This is a genomic window from Mesorhizobium sp. LCM 4576 (genome assembly GCF_001854815.1).
Lineage (GTDB): Bacteria > Pseudomonadota > Alphaproteobacteria > Rhizobiales > Rhizobiaceae > Mesorhizobium > Mesorhizobium plurifarium.
In genome coordinates this window covers 50,676-72,993 of sequence record NZ_MDDT01000032.1, presented here as the reverse complement: position 1 = coordinate 72,993, position 22,318 = coordinate 50,676, and the positions used below count along the sequence as shown (strand labels likewise).

Genomic DNA, 22,318 nt, shown 5'->3' with positions numbered 1-22,318 from the left:
GCGAGTCATTCACCTCAAACGATGTGTGCATCCCCTAGCCGCTTTCGCGGGGGCGAGGAAATGGCGTCAGGCTTGCTCACACCACCTCGAACACAAACGTCTTCACCAGCGCGTCCGGATCGCCGATGGCGTAGCAGCGGAACCATGGGCTCTGCTCGACCAGGCGCCATTTCCTCGCCCGCTCCAGCTCGTCGAACACGGCCTGGAAGCCGCCGCTCTCGAAAACCTGGTCGCGCACCGTGAAAATGGCGTGGCCGCCGCTCTTCGTGATGCGCACCAGCTCATGCAATCCCGAGGCCGGCGCATGGCCGATGGTGAAGACGCCGGTCGAGAAGAAGGCGCGGAAATGCCGCTCGGGCCACGGCAGCGGGCCGCCGAGCATCGCCTTCTTCAGCTCGCTATAGGCCGGCTTGCCACCGGCCTGGCGGCTGCCGGCGATTTTCAGCATGTCCTCGGAAAGGTCGAGCCCGGCGATGTCGCCATAGCCCAGAGCCTTCAGCGACGGTCCCGACAGGCCGGTGCCGCAGCCGGCGTCGAGCAGCGGACCTTCGCCCGCCGGCACATGCCGCGCTACCCAGGCGGTGATCAGGAAKGGCAGGAGATAGCCGAGCGAAGCGGTCTCGCCGTCATAGGTCGCGGCCCATTCGGCATAGGCCTTGGCGAGCCCTTCCGGCGTCTCGGCCGAATAGACGGAATCCAGCGCCGCATTGGCCTTGTCGAAATTCATGGGCGAGTCCTCCGAGCCGGATTGCAACGCTTCCCAACCTAACGCGGACTTTTGCCGCCGGCTATTCCTGATGCTGCCGGCGCAGCCGCTGTTCCAGCGCCCGCAGCGCCAGCGACAGGCCGACGGTCAGGATAAGGTAGATATAGGCGACGATCGAATAGGTCTCGAAGAAGCGGAAGGAGCCGGCGGCATAGACCTTGCCGATCTGCGTGATGTCGGCGACGCCGAGCACGGAGACCAGCGAGGAATCCTTGACCATGGCGACGAAGTCATTGCCGAGCGGCGRCAGGATCATGCGGATCGCCTGCGGGAACACGATCAGCCGAAAACGCTGCGCCCGGCTGAGCCCGAGCGCCTTAGCGGCTTCGATCTGGCCCCTCTCGACCGACTGGATGCCGGCGCGGAACACTTCCGAGATGAAGGCCGAATAGCCGATGGTCAGCGCCATGATGGCGCGCCATAGAAGCGAGACGTCGCGCACCAGCAATTCGCCGATCAGGCCGGCGCTCTGCAGCGGCGCGGTCAGCGCATTCCAGGCGGCGACGAAGGCAGGCGCCCCGGCGAAGGCGATCCAGAACAACAGCACCAGGATCGGCACGCCGCGGATGATCTCGACATAGAAACGCGCGATCTGCCGCAGCCATTGCGACCGCGACAGCRCCATCAGCGCGATGCCGAGCCCAAGCACGGAGGCGAGCGCGAAGGCGACCGCGGTGACGAAGACGGTGATGCCGATGCCCTTGGCGACGGTAGCGAAGACTTCGGCGTAGAGATCGCTGGACGCAATGGCGAGGGCGRCGGCCAAGGCAAGGGCAAGGGCGGCGGCCAGCCACCAGGGGAATTCGGGTTTGGATGTGGGGGAYGGCGCTGCCATCAGGCGATGCTGGTGGAGCGAACGTGCCGAGAGGATAGCGTCCAGGCCCCCCTCTCTGGCCTGCCGGCCATCTCCCCCTCAAGGGGGGAGATTAGCAGTTCAAGYCGCTCCGCACATCCTGCAACGTTGATAATTGGCGAAAGCCGGCGTGACGTCCAATCTCCCCCCTTGAGGGGGAGATGCCCGGCAGGGCAGAGAGGGGGRACTGGGCGCAAACTCAGCGCGATTTCCTGCAAACCCACCGCGCGCAACAAGACGAGCTCACTGCCCCATCTTGTAATCGAGGAACCACTTCTTGTTGAGCTTGTCGAACGTGCCGTCGGCCTTGAGCGAGGCGATGGYGGCGTTGACCGGCTTCACCAAATCCGAACCCTTTGGGAAGATGAAGCCGAAATCCTCGGTGCCGAGCGGTCCGCCGATCAGCTTCAGCTTGCCTGCGGAAGCATCGACATAGCCCTGGCCGGCGGTGCCGTCGGTCAAGACGACATCGACGTCGCCCGATTTCAGCGCCTGCACGGTCGCGCCGAAGGTTTCGAACAGTTTGATGCGCGGGTTCTGCTCGTTGCCGTCGAGCACGCTGTAGACGGCGGTGTAGAACGGCGTGGTGCCCGGCTGGGCGCCGATCAGCCCGTCCTTGAAGGCGCCGAAGCTCTTGGCGTCGGTGAAGCGGCTTTCGTCGCCGCGCACCAGCATGAACTGCTCCGAGCGCATATAGGGATCGGAGAAGTCGACCTTCTCCTTGCGGTCGTCCTTGATGGTGATGCCGGTCATGCCGATGTTGTACTGGTTGTCCGAAACCGCCTGGATCATCGCGTCCCAGGATGTGTTCTGGTACTCGACCTTGAAGTTCAGCCGCTTGGCGATCTCGTCCATCGCGTCATATTCCCAGCCGATCTGCTTGCCGGTCTTCTTGTCGATGAACTGCAGCGGCGGATAGGCGTTTTCGGTCACCACCACGACCTTCTTGCCGCCGAGGTCGGGCAAATTGTCGGCGAGCGCCGCGACAGGCACGAGAAGCCAGGCCACCATGGCGGCCAGCAGCAGTTTCGACTTGGTCATGACAAATCTCCGAAGTGCGGCCGCGCTGCAATTTCGCGGCCTGAGAAATCCGGCGCCGACTTTAGCTTGCCGCAAGCGCCTTGCAAGCCGGTCCGCGCCGCCTCGGGCCGGCCAATATGCAATCCTGTGCTCTTCGGGGCAGGTTTCGCGGGATGACCGTTGCCGCGATCAATCCTGACCGGCCGTGGCTTCGCGCAATCCGGCGACCAGGCGGGTCAGCGTGCCATGCAGGGCTTTGAGCTCGGCCCGCTCCAGCGGCATGCCGCAGCTTAAGCCGTCCTGCACGTCCTTCATCTTCGCCCGCAGCGCATCGCCCTTGGCGGTCGGCTCGACCAGGACCCGGCGTYCGTCGGCGGCATCGCGCCGGCGCGTCACCAGGCCGCCCGCCTCCATCCGCTTGATCAGCGGCGTCAGCGTCGCCGAATCGAGCCCCAGTGCCGCGCCGAGCTCGCCGATCGTGCTCGGCGAATGCTGCCACAGCGCCAGCATCGCCAGATATTGYGGATAGGTGAGGCCGAGCGGATCGAGCAGCGGCCGGTAAAGCCTGGTCATCAGCCCGCTTGCCGAATAGAGCGCGAAGCAAAGCTGCTGGTCGAGGCGTGGCACCTCGGATGCCCCGGCGTCCCGCGCCGGGGCCTGCCTGGTCATGGTTTCGGTTTTCGTCGTCATGCAGCCTTTGCCGAGAGCGCCACATCGATATTGCCCCGGATGGCGTTGGAATAGGGGCAGATCTTGTGTGCTTCCGATACAAGCGCCTCGGCGCCTGTCTGATCAAGGCCCTTGATTTCCACCGCCAGCGAAACGCCGAGGCGGAAACCGCCCTGGTCGTTCGGATAGAGGCTGACCGTGGACGTGATCGAAGCGTCCTTAAGCGGCAGCTTCTGCTGGTGGGCGACGAAGCGCACCGCGCTCTCGAAGCAGGCCGCATAGCCGACGGCGAAGAGCTGCTCGGGATTGGTGGCGCCGCCCTTGCCGCCGAGCTCCTTCRGCATCGCCAGATCGACCTTGAGCAGCCCGTCGCTGGTCTCGCCGTGGCCGTTGCGGCCACCGGTGACGCGAGCCTGGGCGGTGTAGAGTGCAGGCATCTTTTATCTCCAATTGATTTGTACACGATTATTTAGTGTACAAGATAATTGTCCGTCAACCCTGCCGGATCGGTTTTCCCGAGGCTCGCGATCACAGCTCGGTGAAAACAAAAAAGGYGGCCGAAGCCGCCTTTTCCAAACCCGTTTCGCCAAAACCTTATTCGGCGGAAGCAGCCTCGGCGGCAGCCTTCTTCTCGGCGGCTTCCTTGGCGGCCGTCTCGGCGGCCAGCGCCTGGGCGGCGGCGACCTTCTCGGCCTCGATGCGGGCGCGCTCGGCGTTCAGCGCGTCRCGCTCTTCGTCGTTCAGCTTGCGGGCGCGCACGCCGGTGTTTTCAGAAATGCGGGCCGACTTGCCGCGACGGTCGCGCAGGTAATAGAGCTTGGCGCGGCGCACCTTGCCGCGACGCACGATCTCGACGCCCTCGACCATCGGCGAGTAGACCGGGAAAACGCGCTCGACGCCTTCGCCGTAGGAAATCTTGCGGACGGTGAAATTCTCCTGGAAGCCGGAGCCGGCGCGGGCGATGACGACGCCCTCATAGGCCTGGACACGGGTGCGGCTGCCTTCGGTGACGCGCACCTGGACGCGCACGGTGTCGCCCGGCTGGAATTCGGGCAGCTTGCGCTTGGCTTCGATCTTGGCGGCCTGTTCGGCCTCGAGCTGACGGATAAGATCCATCTCAAAAATCCACTTCTTGTTCTTCCGACAGTCAGAGCGTCCTCGGCTCGCCTTGCAGTTCCAATGACCGCTCGGCTATGCCCTTTGTCGAAACATCGGGCAGGGACGGCTACACCGCACTTGTTGACGGGTCCAGAAGATCGTTCTTCCGGTTCGGGCGGCGACATACAGCCAWTTTGCGGCTTTGTCACGCCTTTCAGGCATTTTTTTGCGCTCGATGGCCCCATGACATTGACGCCGTGCCGGGTTGCGCTCGCCTCGGAAGCTTTCTAAGCGGGGAAATGAGTTTTTTCGATGCCGTTCTGCTTTTCTTCGCGGGTTTTGCCTCAGGCGCCGCCAATGCGGTTGCCGGCGGCGGCACCTTCCTCACCTTCGGCGCCATGACGCTGGTCGGCCTGCCGCCGATCGTCGCCAACGCCACTTCCTCGGTGACGCAGCTGCCGGGCTATATTACCTCGACGCTCGCCTATTGGACCGATATCCGGCATTTCTGGCGCGGCGCCCTGCTGCTTTGCCTGATTTCCGCGCTCGGCGCGTTGGCCGGCTCGCTCATCCTGCTCGCGCTCTCCAATCCGTCCTTCCGCGCCCTCGTGCCCTGGCTGCTGATCGCCGCCACCGCCCTGTTCGCCGCCGGGCCGTGGCTGAAGCCCGCGGCCGGGCCGGAGCACCAGGCCTCGGTAGGCTCGCTTGYCGGTTCGCTCGTTCAATTCGCGACCGCGGTCTATGGCGGCTTCTTCGGCGCCGGCATGGGTGTGATGATGCTGGCCACCCTTGGCCTGACGCAAGCCGGCGACTACCACCGGCTCAACGCGCTGAAGAACATGCTGTCGATCGTGATCGCGGTCGTCGCCATCCTGGTCTTCGTTTCCGGAGGCGTCGTCGCCTGGCCGCAGGCGATCGTCATGATCCCGGGCGTCGCGCTTGGCGGCTATGCCGGCGTCTGGATCGCCAAGCGCGTGCCGCAAGGCGTCGTGCGTGGCTTCGTCGTCGCCGTCGGCCTGCTCCTGGCTTTTTACTACTTCACCAAGGGCTGAAAACCATGATCCCGAAAAGTGGGGAACCGGTTTTCGGAAAAGATCATGGTCAGATAAAAGGACGATCGCCCCGGGCTACCGGGGTGGATCGGCGCCCAGCAAGTCAGGCCGCCGCTCACGCGTGAGCTTCTCGGCCTCGGCGCGCCGCCATTCGGCAATCTTCTTGTGATTGCCGGAAATCAGCACGTCCGGGATCGGCCTGCCCTCGAATTCCTGCGGCCGCGTATAGTGCGGATGCTCGAGCAGGCCGTTCTCGAAACTCTCTTCCTCGCCGGACACCGCGTTGCCCATCACGCCGGGCAAAAGCCGGACCACGGCATCGAGCAGCACGAGCGCGGCCGGCTCGCCGCCCGACAGGATGAAATCGCCGATCGAGACTTCCTCTAATCCCCGCGCCTCGATCACCCGCTGGTCGACGCCCTCGAAGCGGCCGCACAGTATGACGACGCCCGGGCCGCCAGCGAGTTCCCGCACCCGGGCCTGCGTCAGCGGTTTGCCACGCGGGCTCATCAGCAGGCGCGGGCGCGGATCGCCCGGCGGCGAAGCGTGATCGATGGCCCTTGCGAGCACATCGGCGCGCATCACCATGCCGGCGCCGCCGCCCGCCGGCGTGTCGTCGACGGTGCGGTGCCTGTCGGTGGCGAAATCGCGGATCTGGATCGCCTCCAGCGACCACGTGCCGGCTTCCAGCGCGCGGCCGGCCAGCGACAGGCCGAGCGCGCCCGGAAACATCTCCGGATAGAGCGTCAGCACCGAAGCGGCAAAGCTCAACGGTTGCCCCCGGCATCCTTCGGTCCGCGCGGCCGACCCTGGGGGTCGAAGCCGGAACGGCCAGGTGCGGCGCCATCTTCCTCATCCTCGACAAGGCCGGCCGCAAGCGGATCGACCTCGACGAAACCGTCGGCGATCGAGACATGCGGCACCGCGGCCTGCGTGAACGGGATCAGCACGCCCTTGCGCCCGGCAAGCGTGACGTCGAGTATGTCGCCGCCACCGAAATTATGCACGGCGACGACCTTGCCGATGACGCCCGTATCGTCTCTCACATCGAGACCGATGAGATCGGCGTGATAGAACTCGTCCTCCTCGCCGTCGTCGGGCAGCACCGAGCGGTCGACGAAAAGCTCGGTGCCGGCCAGCGCCTCGGCCGCATTGCGGTCACTGACGCCCTTGAAGCGCACGACCACGACGGTGCCCRCCGGCCTGATGTCCAGGATCTGGAAGGCGCGGCCATCCTTGGCAAAGAGCGGGCCGTAATCGGCCAGCGCCAGCGGATCGCCGGTGAAGGTCTTCACCCRCAATTCGCCCTTGATGCCGTGCGCGGCACCGATCACGGCCATCTGTACGGGGTTTTCGAGCTTCGACATCGGCGGCGCTTCCTTTGCCCTGCTCTAGCGCCGTCCCGTGGTCATTTCAATGACGGCCTCTTCACCGCTTCCTAACCCGCATGCCTGAAATTGCCGCCATGCAGGAATTCCTCATCCCGGCCAAACCCGACCTCCAGGCTGCGCGCGAGACCTGGCTGAAGACACTCGCCCATGAGCGCCGGCTGTCGCCGGAGACGGTCGAGGCCTACGAGCGCGACACCCGCCAGTTCCTGCATTTCCTGACCGGCCATCGCGGCGGCCCTCCAGGCATTTCGGACATCGCCGACCTGCGGCCGGCCGATCTGCGCGGCTTCCTCGCCAAGCGCCGCAATGACGGCGCCGGCGCCCGCACGCTGGGGCGCGGCCTTGCCGGCGTCCGCTCGCTGCTGCGCTTTCTCGAAAAACGCGGCATGGTCAACGCAGCGGGCGCGACGGCGCTGCGCGCGCCACGCCAGCCGAAGTCGTTGCCCAAGCCGCTGACGGCAAGCGACGCGAAACAGGTCGTGGCCGTGGAAGGCCAGCTCGCTGACGAACCCTGGGTCGCCGCGCGCAATGCCGCCGTGCTGACGCTGCTCTATGGCTCCGGCCTGCGCATCTCCGAGGCGCTCGGGCTGACCGGTGGYGACCTCGCCTCGGACGCCGACACCGTGCTGCGGGTCACCGGCAAGGGCGGCAAGACGCGGCTGGTACCGGTGCTGCCGGTGGCCCGCAAGGCGGTCGCCGAATACCGCCGGCTCTGTCCCTTCCATATCGAGCCCGAGGGGTTGCTGTTCCGCGGCGCCCGTGGCGGCCCGCTCAACCCGGCCATCGTCCAGCGCGAGATGGCGAAGCTGCGCTCGGCGCTCAACCTGCCGGACACAGCGACACCGCATGCCCTGCGGCACTCCTTCGCCACCCACCTGCTCGGCCGTGGCGGCGACCTGCGCACCATCCAGGAACTGCTCGGYCACGCCAGCCTGTCGACCACGCAGATCTACACCGGCGTCGACACCGCTAGGCTGCTCGACATCTACGAGAAGGCGCATCCAAGGGCGTGACGCCCTTGGCGTTGTGCGAGGCCCTCGAACGTCGTTATTCCAGGGCGTAGCGAAGCGGAGACCCTGGAATCCATGCCGTGACTTTCGCGAAGGGCACAGCGGAGAGAATTCTGCATCGTTGCAACTCGTTGAAGTCACGGAATGGATCCTCGGGTCTGCGCGCGTCGCTGCGCTCCTTGCTCCGCCCGTGGATGACGACCCGATGGGCGTTTCCGCCAATCGCCAAGGCCTTTCCATCCGACGTCGCACCTCAAACAATTTCGCCCCGCCGGTTAACCGTTTTGCCGCTTTTCAGCGCTAAGACGCTTTTCATGAAACGCGTCATCGCCATCGCCGACCGCGCGGCCCTTGTCTCGTTGAAGCTGCTTGCGGCGCTCAACGTGCTGTTTTTCCTGTCTTTCCTCGTCGTTCTGCTGCTTGCCGGCCGAGYCCATGCGGGRGTTCCCAATTGYRTCGGCACCGACCTTTTGACGGCGCTGGAAAAGAACGATCCCGCCGCCTTCAAGAAAGTCGAGACCGAAGCGGCGGCCGTTCCCAACGGCAAGGGCCTGCTGTGGAAGCTGGAGAAGCCGGGCGAAAAGCCGTCCTATCTGTTCGGCACCAYGCATATGACCGATACGCGCGTCACCACGCTGCCGGCCGCCGCGCAAAAGGCCTATGACGGCGCCGGCACCATCATCATCGAGACCACCGATGCGATGGACAAAGCCAAGATGATGGCCGCCATGGCCAGCGARCCCGGCCTGATGATGTTCACCGACAACACCACGCTGTCATCATTGCTGTCGCCGGACGATGCTGCGGCGCTGAACAAGGGGCTCGACGCCCGCGGTATCCCGCCGGCGACAGTCGCCAAGATGAAGCCGTGGATCCTGTCGGCGATGATGGCGTTGCCGGCCTGCGAGGTGGCGCGCCAGAGCGCCGGCGAACCCGTGCTGGACGTCAGGCTTGCCGCCGACGCGAAGGCCTCGGGCAAGGACGTCGAAGGGCTCGAGACCGCCGTCGATCAGTTGCGCGCCATGGCCTCGCTGCCGCTCGAATTCCACATGAAGAGCCTGGTCGAGACGATGAAGCTCGGCGACAAGGTGAACGACGTCAACGAGACGATGATCGTGCTCTACCAGCGCGGCGAGATCGGCATGTTCTGGCCGCTGTTCCGCGCCGTCTTGCCGGACACGGCGGACGACAAGGCGGGCTATGCCGCCTTCGAGCAGACCATGATCATCAGCCGCAACAAGGTGATGGCGGCGCATGCCGGGCCGATTTTGGCCAAGGGCAACGTCTTCATGGCCGTCGGCGCCATGCATCTGCCCGGTCCGGAAGGACTGGTCGAGGATTTTCGCAAGTCAGGGTATACTGTTACCGCCGTCAACTGAGTCGTCTGGCGGCTGGCGGACCTGAAAACGCCGGTTTTTCAGCGCTTTCCGTCCGTCCGCGTGAAACCCGATGCGGGCTCAGCGCGTTGATGGCTGTTATTTTGATGACTTTCATCCAAGGAGGACACGTTTCATGGCGAACCCTAACGACCCCTTCACCCCCTCGAGCACGCCTCCCACGTCGAGTGGCGGTGGWGGCGGCAGCGGGTGGCTGATCGCCCTTGTTGTCATTATCCTGGCCATTGTTGCGTATTATGTCTTTGGCAGAAGCGGCGGCGAGCATGCCCCCGCCCCGGCTGAGCCGCCGGCCGCCAGCACGCCCGCCCCCGCGCCTGCAACGCCTGCCCCAGCCCCTGAGCCGGCACCAGCTCCGGCACCAGCTCCGGCGCCTGCCCCGACTCCCGCTCCGGCTCCTGCACCCGCGCCGGCCCCAGCTCCGGCACCTGCCCCGGCGCAGTGATCGGGCTACAGCTTGACGACGAACGGCCCGCCGAAAGGCGGGCCGTTCTGTTTGGGGCGCTGTCCCCAGCTTCGGAAAAACGCGTCACACGGGACTGGCCGGCCAGGGGAGCCGATGGCGCAGCTCTTCGACCAGGACCCGCTCATTCTCCGAATAGTCGATCGGAACGGCGACGAGATTGACGCCACCCGCGGCAAAGGCCTGCTCGAGGGCAGGTCTCAACTCGGCGATGGCGCCTACCCTGGTGCCCTTGGCGCCATAGGCTTCGRCATAGCGGACGAAATCGGGATTCCCGAAGGYCATGCCGAAATCGGGAAAATCGTCGACCGCCTRCTTCCAGCGGATCATGCCATAGGCATGGTCCTCGATGACCAGGACCACGAGATTGAGCTTCAGTCTGACGGCGGTTTCCAGCTCCTGGCTGTTCATCATGAAGCCGCCATCGCCGCAAACCGCCATGACGCGGCGTTCCGGAAAAAGCATCGCCGCCATCATCGCCGACGGCAGGCCGGCGCCCATCGTGGCCAGCGYGTTGTCGAGCAGCAGCGTGTTGGCGACGCGCGTGCGGTAGTTGCGCGCGAACCAGATCTTGTACATGCCGTTGTCGAGCGCCAGGATGCCGTCGGCCGGCATCACCGCGCGCACGTCGTGCACCAGGCGCTGCGGGGTGAAGCGGTCCTCGGTGTCGCGCGCCGCGATGCGGCTCAATATTCCCTCGCGCAGCGGCAGCAGTGCCTGCGCATTGGGAATGTTGCCTTCCAGGCGGTCGGCCAACAGCCTGAGCGAGGCGCCGATATCGCCGATCACCTCGGTTTGCGGGAAATAGACCTGTTCGACAGTGGCCGGCTGGTAGCCGACATGAATGACCTTCGGCCCGTCGGCGCCCATGATGAAGGGTGGCTTCTCGACCGTGTCGTGGCCGATCGTGATGATGAGATCCGCCCGCTCGATCGCTTCATGCACGTAGTCGCGCTCGGACAACGCGGYCGTGCCCATATAGAGCTCGGTTCCACCCGGTACCGTGCCCTTGCCCATCTGGGTGGTGAAATAGGGAATGCCGGTCCGCAGAACGAACTGGGCGAGGTCCGAGGTCGAGCGCGGCCGCGAGGCGGCGGCGCCCATCATCGCCAGCGGCCGCTCAGCCTCGATGATCATCTGCGCGGCGCGGTCGAGCGCAAGCGGGCTCGCCAGCGGCAGCTCGACCGGGTGCGGCGGAATCGGCGCCACCGCGTCGCATTCTTCCGCGGCGATGTCCTCGGGCAGCTCCAGATGCACGGGTCCCGGACGCTCCTCGCCGGCCACGCGGAAAGCCTCGCGCACCACGCCCGGAATCATCCTGGGCGAAACGATCTGACGCGAAAGCTTCGTCAGGGGTTTCATCGCCGCCACGACGTCGACGATCTGGAAACGGGCCTGCCTGGACGATCTGACGCCCTTCTGCCCGGTAATCATGACCATGGGCATGGCCCCGAGCAGCGCGTAGGCCGCGCCTGTCGTCAGGTTCAAGGCGCCGGGGCCAAGTGTGGTGATGCAGACGCCGGGCCTGCCGGTGAGCCGGCCGTGGGTGGCGGCCATGAATGCGGCCGCCTGCTCATGGCGGGTCAGGATAAGCTCTATCGAGGATTTGCGAATGGACTCGACGACGTCGAGGTTCTCCTCGCCCGGTATGCCGAAGATACGGTCCACGCCTTCATTCTCGAGGGCGGCAACAAGCAGATCGGAGCCTTTGGACACGAGGTATCTCCTGGTGCGATACGGGCCATACCGAACCCTGACGCGTATCGCCCTTCTGTTCGGGATGATGCTCTATCTCTTTGTTTTCCGGACGGAAAACCGCTCACACTTTTCCTGGAATTGCTCTAGATATGGATCGGCTTGAAGAACGTGGCCAGCGCCGCTTCCTTCACCGCTTCCGACATCGTCGGATGCGCGTGGCAGGTGCGCGCGAGGTCTTCGGACGAGCCGCCGAATTCCATCAGCACCGCCGCCTCGTGGATCATCTCGCCGGCGCCGAAACCGACGATGTGGACGCCGAGCACGCGGTCGCTGGCCTTGTCGGYCAGGATCTTCACGAAGCCGTCGGTGTGCAGCATGGCGCGCGCGCGGCCATTGGCGCTGAACGRGAATTTTCCGACCTTGTAGTCGATGCCGGCCTTCTTCAGCTCCTCCTCGGTCTTGCCGACCGAGGCGATCTCCGGGCTGGTGTAGACGACGCTCGGGATGACGTCGTAGTTCACATGGCCAGCCTGGCCGGCGATCGTCTCGGCCACCGCGACGCCCTCGTCCTCGGCCTTGTGCGCCAGCATGGGGCCGGCAACGACGTCGCCGATGGCATAGATGCCGGGCACGTTGGTCCTGAGATGCCCGTCGGTCTTGACCCTGCCGCGCTCGTCGACCTCGACGCCCGCCTCCTTCAAGCCGAGGCTATCGGCATAGGGACGGCGTCCGGTGGCGACCAGCACCACGTCGGCCTCGATGGTTTCCGCCGCGCCGCCCTTGACCGGCTCGAAGGTGACGGTGGCGCCCTTCTTGGCCTTGGCGACGCCGGTGACCTTGGCGCCGAGCTTGAACTCGAAGCCCTGCTTGGACAGGAGCCGCTGAAACTGCTTCGACACCTCGCCGTCCATGCCGCCGAGGATATTGTCGAGGAACTCGACAACCGTGACCTTGGCGCCGAGCCTGGCCCACACCGAGCCGAGCTCCAGCCCGATGACGCCGCCGCCAACCACCACGAGGGTGGCAGGCACCTTGGCCAGCGACAGCGCGCCGGTGGAGGAGACGATCACCTTCTCGTCGAAATCGACCTCGACGCCCGGAATGCCGGCGACATCGGAGCCGGTGGCGATGACGATGTTCTTCGTCTCGATCTCCTCGACCTTGCCGTCCTCGCCGGTCACCGAAACCTTGCCGGCGCCGACCACCTTGCCGGTGCCGCGGAAGGAATCGATCTTGTTCTTCTTGAACAGGAAGGCGACGCCGTTGACGTTGGAGGYGACCGTCGTGTCCTTATGCGCCATCATCTTCTTCAGATTGAGCTTCGGCGCCGGCAACTCGATGCCCAGCGTATCGAAAGCGTGGCCGGCTTCCGCGAACATCTCGGAGGCGTGGAGCAGCGCCTTCGACGGGATGCAGCCGATGTTGAGGCAGGTGCCGCCGAAGGTGGCGTTCTTCTCGACCACCGCCGTCTTCAGGCCGAGCTGCGCCGCCTTGATGGCRCAGACATAGCCGCCCGGCCCCGATCCGATGATAACCACGTCATAAGCCATAATATGGAATCCTTTTTATCCAGCCTTCAGCGGCCGCCGCTCACATTCAGGATCGTGCCTGTTATATAGGAGGCCGCGTCCGACAGAAGATAAAGAACCGCGCTCGCGACTTCATCCGCCGTGCCTGCCCGTTTCATCGGCAGCGCGTCCTGCAACCGCGCCACCCGGTCGGGCTGGCCGCCCGACGCATGGATTTCGGTGTCCGTGATGCCGGGGCTGACCGCGTTGACGCGGATGCCCTCCAACGCGACTTCGCGCGCGAGCCCGATGGTCATGCTGTCGATCGCGCCCTTGGAGGCGGCGTAGTCGACAAATTCGCCGGGCGAGCCCAGCCTGGCAGCCGCCGAGGACAGATTGACGATCGCGCCGCCCTTGCTGCCGTGCCGTCTCGACATGCGCTTCACCGCTTCGCGGGCGCAGAGGAACGAGCCGACGACATTGATGCGCATCATGCGCTCGACCCGCTCGACGCTCATCTCGTCGACCCGCGCCTTGACGTCGACGATRCCGGCATTGTTGACGAAGGCGTCGAGCCGGCCGAAGGCCCGGTCGACGGCTTCGAACATCGCAATGACATCGGCCTCGCTGCCGACATCGCCCTTGACCGCGAAGGCATCGCCGCCTGCGGCCTTGAGCTCGGCGACCAGCGCATCGGCAGCCGCCTGGTTGGACACGTAGTTGACCACAACGCGGTAGCCGGCCCGGTTTGCCTGCCGGCAGATGGCGGCGCCGATGCCGCGGCTGCCGCCGGTGACCAGCAGTGTCTTGTTGTCCGCGCTCATTCCTGGCAGCCTTTCAGCACGAAGATGTCCCATGGCACTTTGGAGAAGCCGGCGGGACCATAGGCGGCCGACATTTCGAGTGACGGCCCGAGATCGGGGAAGATCAGGCTTTTCGGCGCGTCGGCGCCTTCGGCCGGCAGCAGGCCGACACCGCCCCTCTCGTCGGCGCTGTAGATGACGCCTTCCCAGACCGTGCAGGCGGTAAGCTCCTCGCCGGTGACGTCGCCGGTCGGGCATTTGTACATCAGCGAGCCATGCGGCCGCGCCGCCGATCCCTCGGTCCACATCGCGGTGCCGTCGAGCACGACATTGTTGTCGAGGATCATGCGGAAGGCGTTGGTGATCGTCGCCGAGGGGCCGGCGGGCGTGAAGTCGATCTCGGCGCCGCTCTGCGCCTCGCCATAGACCGCAAGCTGGATCGGGCAGGCGGCCTGGGCATTCGAATTCGCCGCCGCGAGCGCCAGCGATCCGGCCATCAATCCAATCACGGGCGAGACGGCTGTCGTCATCACTTGGCCTGGTCGTCTTCGCGGCCGTCGGCGTTTTCGAGCACGCCGAAATCGGTCATCAGGACCACCGGCTCGCCCGCTGCGTCCAGCCCCCAGAAGGACGGGTAGAATCCGTCGCCCCAGCCACTCCAGAACATCGCGATGTTGACCGGATTGCCGGCGGCCGGATGGTGCATGACGAACCGGTCCTGGTTCGGCGCGAACTCGGCCGCCAGCACATCGTCATAATAGTTCTGTTCGGGCTTGAGCTTGTCCTGCGCGGCCGACATCAGGGCCATCGCCGCCTTGTCCATGAACGAGCCGAGGCCGGCATCGACGGGATAGCCGAAGATCTCGTCGCCGTTCAGCGTCGAGACGTCTTGCCCCGGCAGGACGGCGAGTTCCCAGCGCGCCGGTACGCCGGGACGGAAGCGAAGGAACGCCGCGGCGACCCGGCCCTGCGCCTCCAACAGCGTGACCGGATAGTGYCCGGGCTTGACCTTGCGGGCCAGCGCCGGCCAGTCGTCGGTCGTGATCAGAGGGTCGCAGGCGATGATCTCGCCGGTCGGGAGTTCGAGCTCGCCGATCGGTGTGACGGTGATCTTGCGCTCCGCCAATTGCGCGTCGGAGAGCGCGAAGACGCCGAAATTGCTGCTGGCCGTCGCCGGATCCCAATCGGCGGCGATTGCCGGCGAGGGAACGGCGGCGGAGAGGCCAAGCATGACGATGCTGCGCCGGAAAATTCGCCGCAGGCTATGGCCGAGCTTGAACCCGAACCGCTCCGGCCAGCCGCTCATTGCGGATCCGATCCGATCACAGATCGAGCACCAGCCGCTCGGGATCCTCCAGGCTTTCCTTGACGCGCACGAGGAAGGTCACCGCTTCCTTGCCGTCGACGATGCGGTGGTCGTAGCTGAGCGCCAGATACATCATCGGCCGGATAACGATCTGGCCGCCGACCACCACGGGCCGGTCCTGGATCTTGTGCATGCCGAGAATGCCGGACTGCGGCGCATTAAGGATCGGCGTCGACATCAGTGATCCGTAAACGCCACCGTTGGAAATCGTGAACGTGCCGCCCTGCATGTCCGCCACCGAAAGCTTGCCGTCGCGCGCGGCGAGACCCAGCCGGCCGATCTCCTTCTCGATCTCGGCGATGGACATCTGATCGGCGTCGCGCACCACCGGCACCACCAGGCCCTTGTCGGTGCCGACGGCGACGCYGACATGGGCAAAATTCTTGTAGATGATGTCGGTGCCGTCGATCTCGGCATTGACCGCCGGGATCTCCTTCAGCGCATGCGTCACCGCCTTGGTGAAGAAACCCATGAAGCCGAGCTTCACGCCGTGCTTCTTCTCGAACACGTCCTTGTATTTGGACCTGAGCGCCATCACCGCGCTCATATCCACCTCGTTGAAGGTGGTGAGCATGGCGGCGGTCGACTGGGCCTCCTTCAAGCGGCGGGCGATGGTCTGGCGCAGCTTGGTCATGCGCACGCGCTCCTCGCGCGGCGCATCCTCGGCCGGGGACGGCGCGCGGGCAACGACCGGCGCCAGAGCCGCCTTCGGCGTCTCGGCCGGCTGCGAGGGCGCGCCCCTGGYGATGGCGTCGAGCACATCGCCCTTCAGCACCTGGCCGCGCTTGCCGGACCCGGAGAGCTGTTCGACCGAGAGGTTGTGCTCCGCGATCAGCTTGGCCGCGGCCGGGGCCGGCGGCATGGTGCGGGGCTCGATCGGGCCGGCGTCGCCGGCGACCTTGGCGGTCTCGGCCGCGGCTTGCTTGGTGGTGGACGCGGCGTCCGGGCTCGAAGCCTGCGCCACCGCCTGCGGCTTCGTCGCCGGAGCGGCGGCCGCGCCGCCCGCCGAAATCGAGCCGAGCAACGCGCCGACATTGACCGTCTCGCCTTCCTTGACGGTGATCTCGGCCAGCGTCCCGGCGCCAGCGGCGGGCACCTCCACCGTCACCTTGTCGGTTTCGAGCTCGACCAGCGGCTCGTCGGCGGCGATCGCGTCACCGACCTTCTTGAACCACTTGCCGACGGTCGCCTCGGTGACGGATTCGCCGAGAGTGGGGACGCGGATTTCGGTAGCCATTGTGCCTGTCCGTTTGTCTCTTCTTGAGGTCTGTTTCGTCCGGTCTATTCGCCGAGAGCGTCGTCGAGCAGGGCGGCGAGCTGGCTGAGATGCTTCGACATCAACCCGGTCGCCGGCGAGGCCGAGGCCGGCCGGYCGGTGTAGCGCACCCGCTGATGCTTGGCGTCGATATGCGCCAGCACCCATTCGAGATAGGGATCGATGAACGACCAGGCGCCCATGTTCTTGGGCTCTTCCTGGCACCACACCATCTCGGCGTTGCGGAAACGCGACAGCTCGGTGATCAGCGCCTTGGCCGGGAACGGATAGAGCTGTTCGACGCGCAGCAGGTAGATGTCGTTGATGYCGCGCTTCTCGCGCTCCTCGTAGAGGTCGTAATAGACCTTGCCCGAGCACAGCACGACGCGGBGGATCTTGGAGTCCTTCACCAGTTTGATCGGCTGGTCGGCCAAGWGCTGCGCGTCGTCCCACAAAAGCCGGTGGAACGAGCTTTCGCCCGACATCTCCGACAGCGTCGACACCGCGCGCTTGTGGCGCAGCAGCGACTTCGGCGTCATCAGGATCAGCGGCTTGCGGAAGTCGCGCTTCAGTTGCCGGCGCAGGATATGGAAATAGTTGGCCGGTGTGGTGACGTTGGCGACCTGCATGTTGTCTTCCGCGCAAAGCTGCAGGAAGCGCTCCAGGCGCGCCGACGAGTGCTCCGGCCCCTGGCCCTCATAGCCATGCGGCAACAGGCAGACCAGGCCCGACATTCTGAGCCACTTGCGCTCGCCCGACGAGATGAACTGGTCAAACACCACCTGCGCGCCGTTGGCGAAGTCGCCGAACTGCGCCTCCCAGAGCGTCAGCGCCTTGGGCTCGGCCAGGCTGTAGCCATATTCGAAGCCGAGCACCGCCTCTTCCGACAGCATCGAGTTGATGACCTCGTAGCCGGCCTGCGCCGCCGACAGGTTGTTGAGCGGGATGTAGCGGGTCTCGTCGCGCTGGTCGTAGAGCACCGAATGGCGCTGCGAGAAGGTGCCGCGTTCCGAATCCTGGCCGGAAAGCCGGATCGGGTTGCCGTCGAGCAGGATGGCGCCGAAGRCCAGCGCCTCGGCCGTCGACCAGTCGATGCCTTCGCCCGATTCGATCGCCTGCCGCCGGTTTTCGAGGAAGCGCAGGATGGTCTTGTGCGCCTCGAAATCCTTCGGCACGTCGGTCAGCTTCTTGCCGATCTCCTTCAGCGTGCGCACCGGCACGGCGGTCTTGCCGCGGCGCTGTTCGTCCTGGTTGTCGGCGCTGCGCAGGCCCGACCAGGCGCCGTCCAGCCAGTCGGCCTTGTTCGGCTTGTAGGACTGACCGACTTCAAATTCGGCCTCGAGATGCGCGCGCCAGTCGGCCCGCATCTTGTCGACCTCGGCCTGGGTGACGTGGCCCTCGGCGATCAGCCGGTCGGCATAGATCTGCACCGTCGTCTTATGGGTGCGGATGTTGCGGTACATGATCGGCTGGGTGAAGGCCGGCTCGTCGCCCTCATTGTGGCCGAAGCGGCGGTAGCAGAACATGTCCACCACCACCGGCTTGTGGAACTTCATGCGGAACTCGGTCGCCACCTTGGCGGCATGCACCACCGCTTCCGGGTCATCGCCGTTGACGTGGAAGATCGGCGCCTCGATCATCTTGGCGACATCCGAGGGATAGGGCGACGAGCGCGAGAAGCGCGGATTGGTGGTGAAGCCGATCTGGTTGTTGATGATGAAATGCAGCGTGCCGGCGACGCGATGACCACGCAGGCCGGACAGCCCGAACATCTCCGCGATCACGCCCTGGCCGGCGAACGCCGCGTCGCCGTGGAGCAGGAGCGGCATGACCTTGGCGCGTTCCGACAGCGGAACGATCTCGCCGCGCTCGCGGCCGGCGAGCTGATCCTGCTTGGCGCGCGCCTTGCCCATCACCACGGGGTCGACGATTTCCAGGTGCGAGGGGTTGGCCGTCAGCGACAGATGCACCTTGTTGCCGTCGAATTCGCGGTCCGACGAGGCGCCGAGATGGTACTTCACGTCGCCCGARCCCTCGACGTCGTCGGGCGCGGCCGAGCCGCCCTTGAACTCGTGGAAGATGGCGCGGTGCGGCTTGGCCATCACCTGGGAAAGCACGTTGAGGYGGCCGCGATGGGCCATGCCGAGCACGACCTCCTTCAGGCCGAGCTGACCGCCGCGCTTGACGATCTGCTCCAGCGCCGGGATCAGCGCTTCGCCGCCGTCGAGGCCGAAGCGCTTGGTGCCCTTGTACTTGACGTCGATATATTGCTCGAAACCCTCGGCCTCGATCAGTTTCGACAGGATCGCCTTCTTGCCGGCGGCGGTGAAGGTGATCTCCTTGTCGGCGCCTTCGATGCGCGCCTGGATCCAGGCCTTCTCTTCCGGGTCGGAGATATGCATGAATTCGACGCCGAGCGTCGAGCAATAAGTGCGGGTCAGGATGTCCAGCATCTGYCGAACGGTGCCGAATTCGAGGCCGAGCACATTGTCGAGGAAGATCGGCCGGTCGTAATCGGCTTCGGTGAAACCGTAATTCTCCGGCGACAGCTCGTTATAGTCCTCGAGTGGCTTGGCGATGCCGAGCGGATCGAGATTGGCGTGCAGATGGCCGCGCATGCGGTAGGCGCGGATCATCATGATGGCGCGCACGGAATCGCGCGTCGCCTGGTGCACGTCGGCGTCGGAAAGGGCCGCGCCATTGACGACCGCCTTTTCCTTGACCTTCTTTTCGATCGCCTTCTCGACCAGGCCCCAATTGCCGTCGAGCGCCGAGACCAGCTCGCCATTGGCCGTGAGCGGCCAGGAGGGCTTGGCCCAGGAGGCGCCCTTGGCGTTCTTGCGGACGTCGCCCGCGTCGTCCTTCAGCGCGGCGAAGAAATCCTGCCACTCCGGGTCGACCGAGGCCGGATTATCCTCATAGGCGGCATAGAGCGCGTCGATATAATCGGCATTGCCGCCATAAAGGAATGAGGTGAGCGAGAATTGGTCGTTGGCCTGATCTTGTCTTGCCATTTTCGTCTGCGGAGCCTGGCTCCGTCTCCTTTTTAGGGAATAGTGAGTAGGCAGTAGTGAGTAGGACGATGGAATTCCCGCTCAGCTGCTACTCGCCCGTTCGTCCCTTTTCACTACTACTGCCTACTCACTACTGCCTTAACCCTTGATCGCCTCGACCAGCGTCGTGCCGAGCCGCGCCGGCGACGGCGAGACCTTGATGCTGGCCGATTCCATCGCCGCGATCTTGTCTTCCGCGCCRCCCTTGCCGCCCGAGATCACCGCGCCCGCATGGCCCATGGTGCGGCCGGCCGGCGCCGTGCGCCCGGCGATGAAGCCCGCCATCGGTTTCTTGCGGCCGCGCTTGGCTTCGTCCTTGAGGAACTGCGCGGCGTCTTCCTCGGCCGAGCCGCCGATCTCGCCGATCATGATGATCGACTTGGTCTCGTCGTCGGCGAGAAACATCTCCAGCACATCGATGAATTCGGTGCCCTTGACCGGGTCGCCGCCGATGCCGACCGCCGTGGTCTGGCCGAGGCCGACATTGGTGGTCTGGAAGACTGCCTCATAGGTAAGTGTTCCCGAGCGCGAAACAACGCCCACCGAGCCCTTGCGGAAGATGTTGCCGGGCATGATGCCGATCTTGCATTCGTCGGGCGTCAGCACGCCCGGGYAGTTCGGGCCGATGAGCCGCGAGGTCGAGCGGTCGAGCCGCGCCTTGACCTTGACCATGTCCATCACCGGGATGCCTTCGGTGATGCAGACGATCAGCGGGATCTCGGCCTCGATCGCCTCGAGGATGGCCTCGCCGGCGCCCGCCGGCGGCACGTAGATGACCGAGGCGTTGGCGCCGGTCTTTGCCTTGCCCTCGGCCACGGTGGCGAAGATCGGCAGGGTCTCGCCCTTCGAACCGGTCCAGGTCTCGCCGCCCTTCTTCGGGTGGATGCCGCCCACCATCTTGGTGCCGTGATAGGCCAGCGCCTGCTCGGTGTGGAACGTGCCGGTCTTGCCGGTCAGGCCTTGGACCAGCACCTTGGTGTTCTTGTCGACGAGAATGGACATGCGGGGAGCTATCCTTTGGATTATGGAGGCCTACGTGCCGGCCTTATTCGGAACGGGGTTGCAGTCGGTTGATTCCAAGTTCGTCCCGCCAGTTCGGCGAAGTTTGCTGACGGGCCTGTTCGCCGAGGGTGATCGGTCCATCCCGATAGATGCCTCGAYGGGTGTGCCTGCCCTGCGATTCGGGAAAATCGATGTCGAGCCAGTCCTGGACATAAGCCTTGGCCAGTTCTTCGATGGGAACGCCGCGCCAGTTCGCACACGCGGCCAGCATGTCCATCGTTTCCCGATCAAATGTCATTTGGACTGTTTGGTTGTCACTCATGACGCCCGTCCCCCCTATAGCCGCTTCAGCTCGCTGACGGTCAGTTCACTTTTCGCGTTGCCGGTGTTGAGCGTCGTCGCCGGCTCGAACATCAGCACCACCGGCTCCTTCGTCAGCGACCGCGGCCGGTGCTCGACGCCGCGCGGCACGACGATGAAGTCGCCCTCGCCGAGCTCGACCGGCCCGTCGCGGAAATCGATGGCGATCCTGCCGCGCAACACCAGGAAAGCCTCGTCCTCATGGTCATGCGCATGCCAGTCGAAGACCTCGCCGAACTTGGCGACCTTGGCTTGGGCATCGTTGACGTCGCCGGCGATATGCGGATCGAAGACCTTGGCGATCTTTTGATCCGCAGCCTCGACCAGGTTTATCTTGCGCGGAGGCATCCGCTCAGCCCTTCACCGCCTTGACGATCTTCTTGGCCGCGTCGTCGAGGTCGTCGGCCGAGACGACGTTGAGGCCGCTGTCGTTGATGATCTTCTTGCCGAGCTCGGCATTGGTGCCTTCGAGGCGCACCACCAGCGGCACCTTCAGGCCGACTTCCTTGACCGCGGCGATCACGCCCTCGGCGATGACGTCGCATTTCATGATGCCGCCGAAGATGTTGATCAGGATGCCTTCGACCGCCGGATCCTTGGTGATGATCTTGAATGCCGCCGTGACCTTTTCCTTGGAGGCGCCGCCGCCGACGTCGAGGAAGTTAGCCGGCTCGGCGCCATAGAGCTTGATGATATCCATCGTCGCCATGGCAAGGCCGGCGCCGTTGACCATRCAGCCGATATTGCCGTCGAGCGCGACATAGGCAAGGTCGTATTTCGACGCCTCGATCTCCTTCTCGTCCTCTTCGGTGGTGTCGCGCAATTCCGTCACGTCCGGATGGCGGAACAGCGCGTTGTTGTCGAACGACACTTTCGCGTCGAGCACGCGCAGATGCCCGTCCTTCATGACGATCAGCGGATTGACCTCGAGCAGGCTCATGTCCTTCTCGACGAAGGCTTTGTAGAGCGTCGGGAAGAGCGAGGCGCCGTCCTTGGCCGCATCGCCGTCGAGCTTCAGCGCAGCGTTGAGCGTCTTCACGTCGTCCGCCGTCACGCCCTTTTCCGGATCGATGGCGACGGTGACGATCTTTTCGGGCGTATCATGCGCGACCGTCTCGATGTCCATRCCGCCCTCGGTGGAAACGACGAAGGCGATGCGGCYGACCGAGCGGTCGACCAGGATCGACAGATAGAGCTCGCGGGCGATGTCGGCGCCGYCCTCGATATAGAGGCGGTTGACCTGCTTGCCGGCGGGGCCCGTCTGCTTGGTCACCAGCGTGTGGCCGAGCATCTCGTTGGCGTTGGCGACGACTTCCGCCGCCGATTTCGCCAGCCGCACGCCGCCCTTGGCGTCCGGGCCGAGCTCCTTGAACTTGCCCTTGCCGCGGCCGCCGGCATGAATCTGGCTCTTCACCACATAGAGCGGGCCGGGCAGCGCTGCTGCCGCGGCTTCCGCCTCGCTGGCCTTGAACACCGGAACGCCGCTTGCGACCGGCGCGCCGAACGTCTTCAGCAGCGCCTTGGCCTGATACTCATGGATGTTCATGCGCTTTATCT

Annotated in this window: 22 protein-coding genes; 3 read left to right on the top strand and 19 right to left on the bottom strand. The window is 65.2% G+C overall.

Features of this window, described 5'->3' with window-relative positions; genetic code table 11:
* Positions 1-76: 76 nt before the first annotated feature.
* The 6 genes from LCM4576_RS20390 to rplS all read right to left on the bottom strand — a co-directional run bounded on the left by LCM4576_RS20390 (position 77) and on the right by rplS (position 4,424).
* Positions 77-727 (bottom strand): class I SAM-dependent methyltransferase, encoded by a 651-nt coding sequence (locus LCM4576_RS20390; RefSeq protein ID WP_071034204.1) that lies wholly within the window; start codon positions 725-727, stop codon positions 77-79.
* A 61-nt stretch (positions 728-788) separates the two neighbouring features.
* Entirely contained in the window at positions 789-1,601 is an 813-nt protein-coding gene (locus tag LCM4576_RS20385) for an amino acid ABC transporter permease (RefSeq protein WP_071034202.1), read from the bottom strand.
* A 261-nt stretch (positions 1,602-1,862) separates the two neighbouring features.
* Complete coding sequence (locus LCM4576_RS20380) at positions 1,863-2,660, bottom strand: transporter substrate-binding domain-containing protein (protein WP_071034201.1); 798 nt, start codon at positions 2,658-2,660, stop codon at positions 1,863-1,865.
* 168 nt (positions 2,661-2,828) lie between these two features.
* Complete coding sequence (locus tag LCM4576_RS20375) at positions 2,829-3,329, bottom strand: MarR family winged helix-turn-helix transcriptional regulator (RefSeq protein WP_071034199.1); 501 nt, start codon at positions 3,327-3,329, stop codon at positions 2,829-2,831.
* Positions 3,326-3,745 (bottom strand): organic hydroperoxide resistance protein, encoded by a 420-nt coding sequence (locus tag LCM4576_RS20370; RefSeq protein WP_071034197.1) that lies wholly within the window; start codon positions 3,743-3,745, stop codon positions 3,326-3,328. Before LCM4576_RS20370 ends, LCM4576_RS20375 begins: the two co-directional genes overlap by 4 nt.
* 157 nt (positions 3,746-3,902) lie before the next feature.
* Positions 3,903-4,424, bottom strand: a complete 522-nt coding sequence (rplS, locus tag LCM4576_RS20365; protein ID WP_040987802.1) for a 50S ribosomal protein L19 — start codon at positions 4,422-4,424, stop codon at positions 3,903-3,905.
* 281 nt (positions 4,425-4,705) lie between these two features.
* Here rplS and LCM4576_RS20360 point away from each other — a divergent pair, with 281 nt between their 5' ends.
* The gene (locus LCM4576_RS20360) at positions 4,706-5,458 is read left to right on the top strand and encodes a sulfite exporter TauE/SafE family protein (RefSeq protein ID WP_071034195.1); all 753 of its coding nucleotides are present in this window, start codon (positions 4,706-4,708) and stop codon (positions 5,456-5,458) included.
* A 75-nt stretch (positions 5,459-5,533) separates the two neighbouring features.
* Here LCM4576_RS20360 and trmD read toward each other — a convergent pair whose 3' ends face one another.
* On the bottom strand, positions 5,534-6,229 hold the full coding sequence (gene trmD / locus LCM4576_RS20355; protein ID WP_071034194.1) for a tRNA (guanosine(37)-N1)-methyltransferase TrmD: 696 nt from the start codon (positions 6,227-6,229) through the stop codon (positions 5,534-5,536).
* Positions 6,226-6,825: a ribosome maturation factor RimM gene (gene rimM / locus LCM4576_RS20350; protein WP_071034192.1), complete on the bottom strand. Its 600-nt coding sequence runs from the start codon at positions 6,823-6,825 to the stop codon at positions 6,226-6,228. The genes trmD and rimM overlap by 4 nt, the downstream gene beginning before the upstream one ends.
* Before the next feature lie 89 nt (positions 6,826-6,914).
* Between rimM and LCM4576_RS20345 the strand changes: the two genes are divergently transcribed.
* Together LCM4576_RS20345 and LCM4576_RS20340 are read left to right on the top strand one after the other, a co-directional pair.
* Complete coding sequence (locus LCM4576_RS20345; protein ID WP_198540278.1) at positions 6,915-7,862, top strand: tyrosine recombinase XerC; 948 nt, start codon at positions 6,915-6,917, stop codon at positions 7,860-7,862.
* Between the two features lie 311 nt (positions 7,863-8,173).
* Positions 8,174-9,238 (top strand): TraB/GumN family protein, encoded by a 1,065-nt coding sequence (locus LCM4576_RS20340; RefSeq protein WP_071034213.1) that lies wholly within the window; start codon positions 8,174-8,176, stop codon positions 9,236-9,238.
* Positions 9,239-9,782: 544 nt separating this feature from the next.
* Here the strand turns inward: LCM4576_RS20340 and LCM4576_RS20335 are convergent.
* From LCM4576_RS20335 to sucC, 11 genes are all read right to left on the bottom strand, one after another.
* Complete coding sequence (locus LCM4576_RS20335; RefSeq protein WP_071034190.1) at positions 9,783-11,432, bottom strand: acetolactate synthase large subunit; 1,650 nt, start codon at positions 11,430-11,432, stop codon at positions 9,783-9,785.
* 125 nt (positions 11,433-11,557) lie between these two features.
* A complete protein-coding gene (gene lpdA / locus LCM4576_RS20330) occupies positions 11,558-12,964 on the bottom strand; it encodes a dihydrolipoyl dehydrogenase (RefSeq protein WP_071034189.1) in 1,407 nt (468 codons plus the stop codon).
* 26 nt (positions 12,965-12,990) lie between these two features.
* A complete protein-coding gene (locus LCM4576_RS20325) occupies positions 12,991-13,746 on the bottom strand; it encodes a glucose 1-dehydrogenase (protein ID WP_071034187.1) in 756 nt (251 codons plus the stop codon).
* On the bottom strand, positions 13,743-14,255 hold the full coding sequence (locus LCM4576_RS20320; RefSeq protein WP_071034185.1) for a hypothetical protein: 513 nt from the start codon (positions 14,253-14,255) through the stop codon (positions 13,743-13,745). The genes LCM4576_RS20325 and LCM4576_RS20320 overlap by 4 nt, the downstream gene beginning before the upstream one ends.
* The gene (locus LCM4576_RS20315; protein ID WP_052468686.1) at positions 14,255-15,031 is read right to left on the bottom strand and encodes a DUF4241 domain-containing protein; all 777 of its coding nucleotides are present in this window, start codon (positions 15,029-15,031) and stop codon (positions 14,255-14,257) included. Before LCM4576_RS20315 ends, LCM4576_RS20320 begins: the two co-directional genes overlap by 1 nt.
* A 16-nt stretch (positions 15,032-15,047) precedes the next feature.
* Positions 15,048-16,328, bottom strand: a complete 1,281-nt coding sequence (gene odhB / locus LCM4576_RS20310; RefSeq protein WP_071034183.1) for a 2-oxoglutarate dehydrogenase complex dihydrolipoyllysine-residue succinyltransferase — start codon at positions 16,326-16,328, stop codon at positions 15,048-15,050.
* 44 nt (positions 16,329-16,372) lie between these two features.
* Entirely contained in the window at positions 16,373-19,360 is a 2,988-nt protein-coding gene (locus tag LCM4576_RS20305; RefSeq protein ID WP_071034182.1) for a 2-oxoglutarate dehydrogenase E1 component, read from the bottom strand.
* Positions 19,361-19,498: 138 nt separating this feature from the next.
* The gene (gene sucD / locus LCM4576_RS20300; protein ID WP_071034180.1) at positions 19,499-20,401 is read right to left on the bottom strand and encodes a succinate--CoA ligase subunit alpha; all 903 of its coding nucleotides are present in this window, start codon (positions 20,399-20,401) and stop codon (positions 19,499-19,501) included.
* A 43-nt stretch (positions 20,402-20,444) separates the two neighbouring features.
* Positions 20,445-20,723, bottom strand: coding sequence for a hypothetical protein (locus LCM4576_RS20295; protein ID WP_131803271.1), 279 nt, complete (start codon positions 20,721-20,723; stop codon positions 20,445-20,447).
* Positions 20,724-20,737: 14 nt separating this feature from the next.
* Positions 20,738-21,109: a cupin domain-containing protein gene (locus LCM4576_RS20290; RefSeq protein ID WP_040987829.1), complete on the bottom strand. Its 372-nt coding sequence runs from the start codon at positions 21,107-21,109 to the stop codon at positions 20,738-20,740.
* 4 nt (positions 21,110-21,113) lie between these two features.
* The gene (gene sucC, locus LCM4576_RS20285; protein WP_071034176.1) at positions 21,114-22,307 is read right to left on the bottom strand and encodes an ADP-forming succinate--CoA ligase subunit beta; all 1,194 of its coding nucleotides are present in this window, start codon (positions 22,305-22,307) and stop codon (positions 21,114-21,116) included.
* Between the last annotated feature and the right edge of the window lie 11 nt (positions 22,308-22,318).

Excerpts from the sequence above, each read along its gene's own strand:
- LCM4576_RS20320 (WP_071034185.1), bottom strand. The coding sequence starts at position 14,255 with ATGACGACAGCCGTCTCGCCCGTGATTGGATTGATGGCCGGATCGCTG.
- LCM4576_RS20290 (WP_040987829.1), bottom strand. The coding sequence starts at position 21,109 with ATGCCTCCGCGCAAGATAAACCTGGTCGAGGCTGCGGATCAAAAGATC.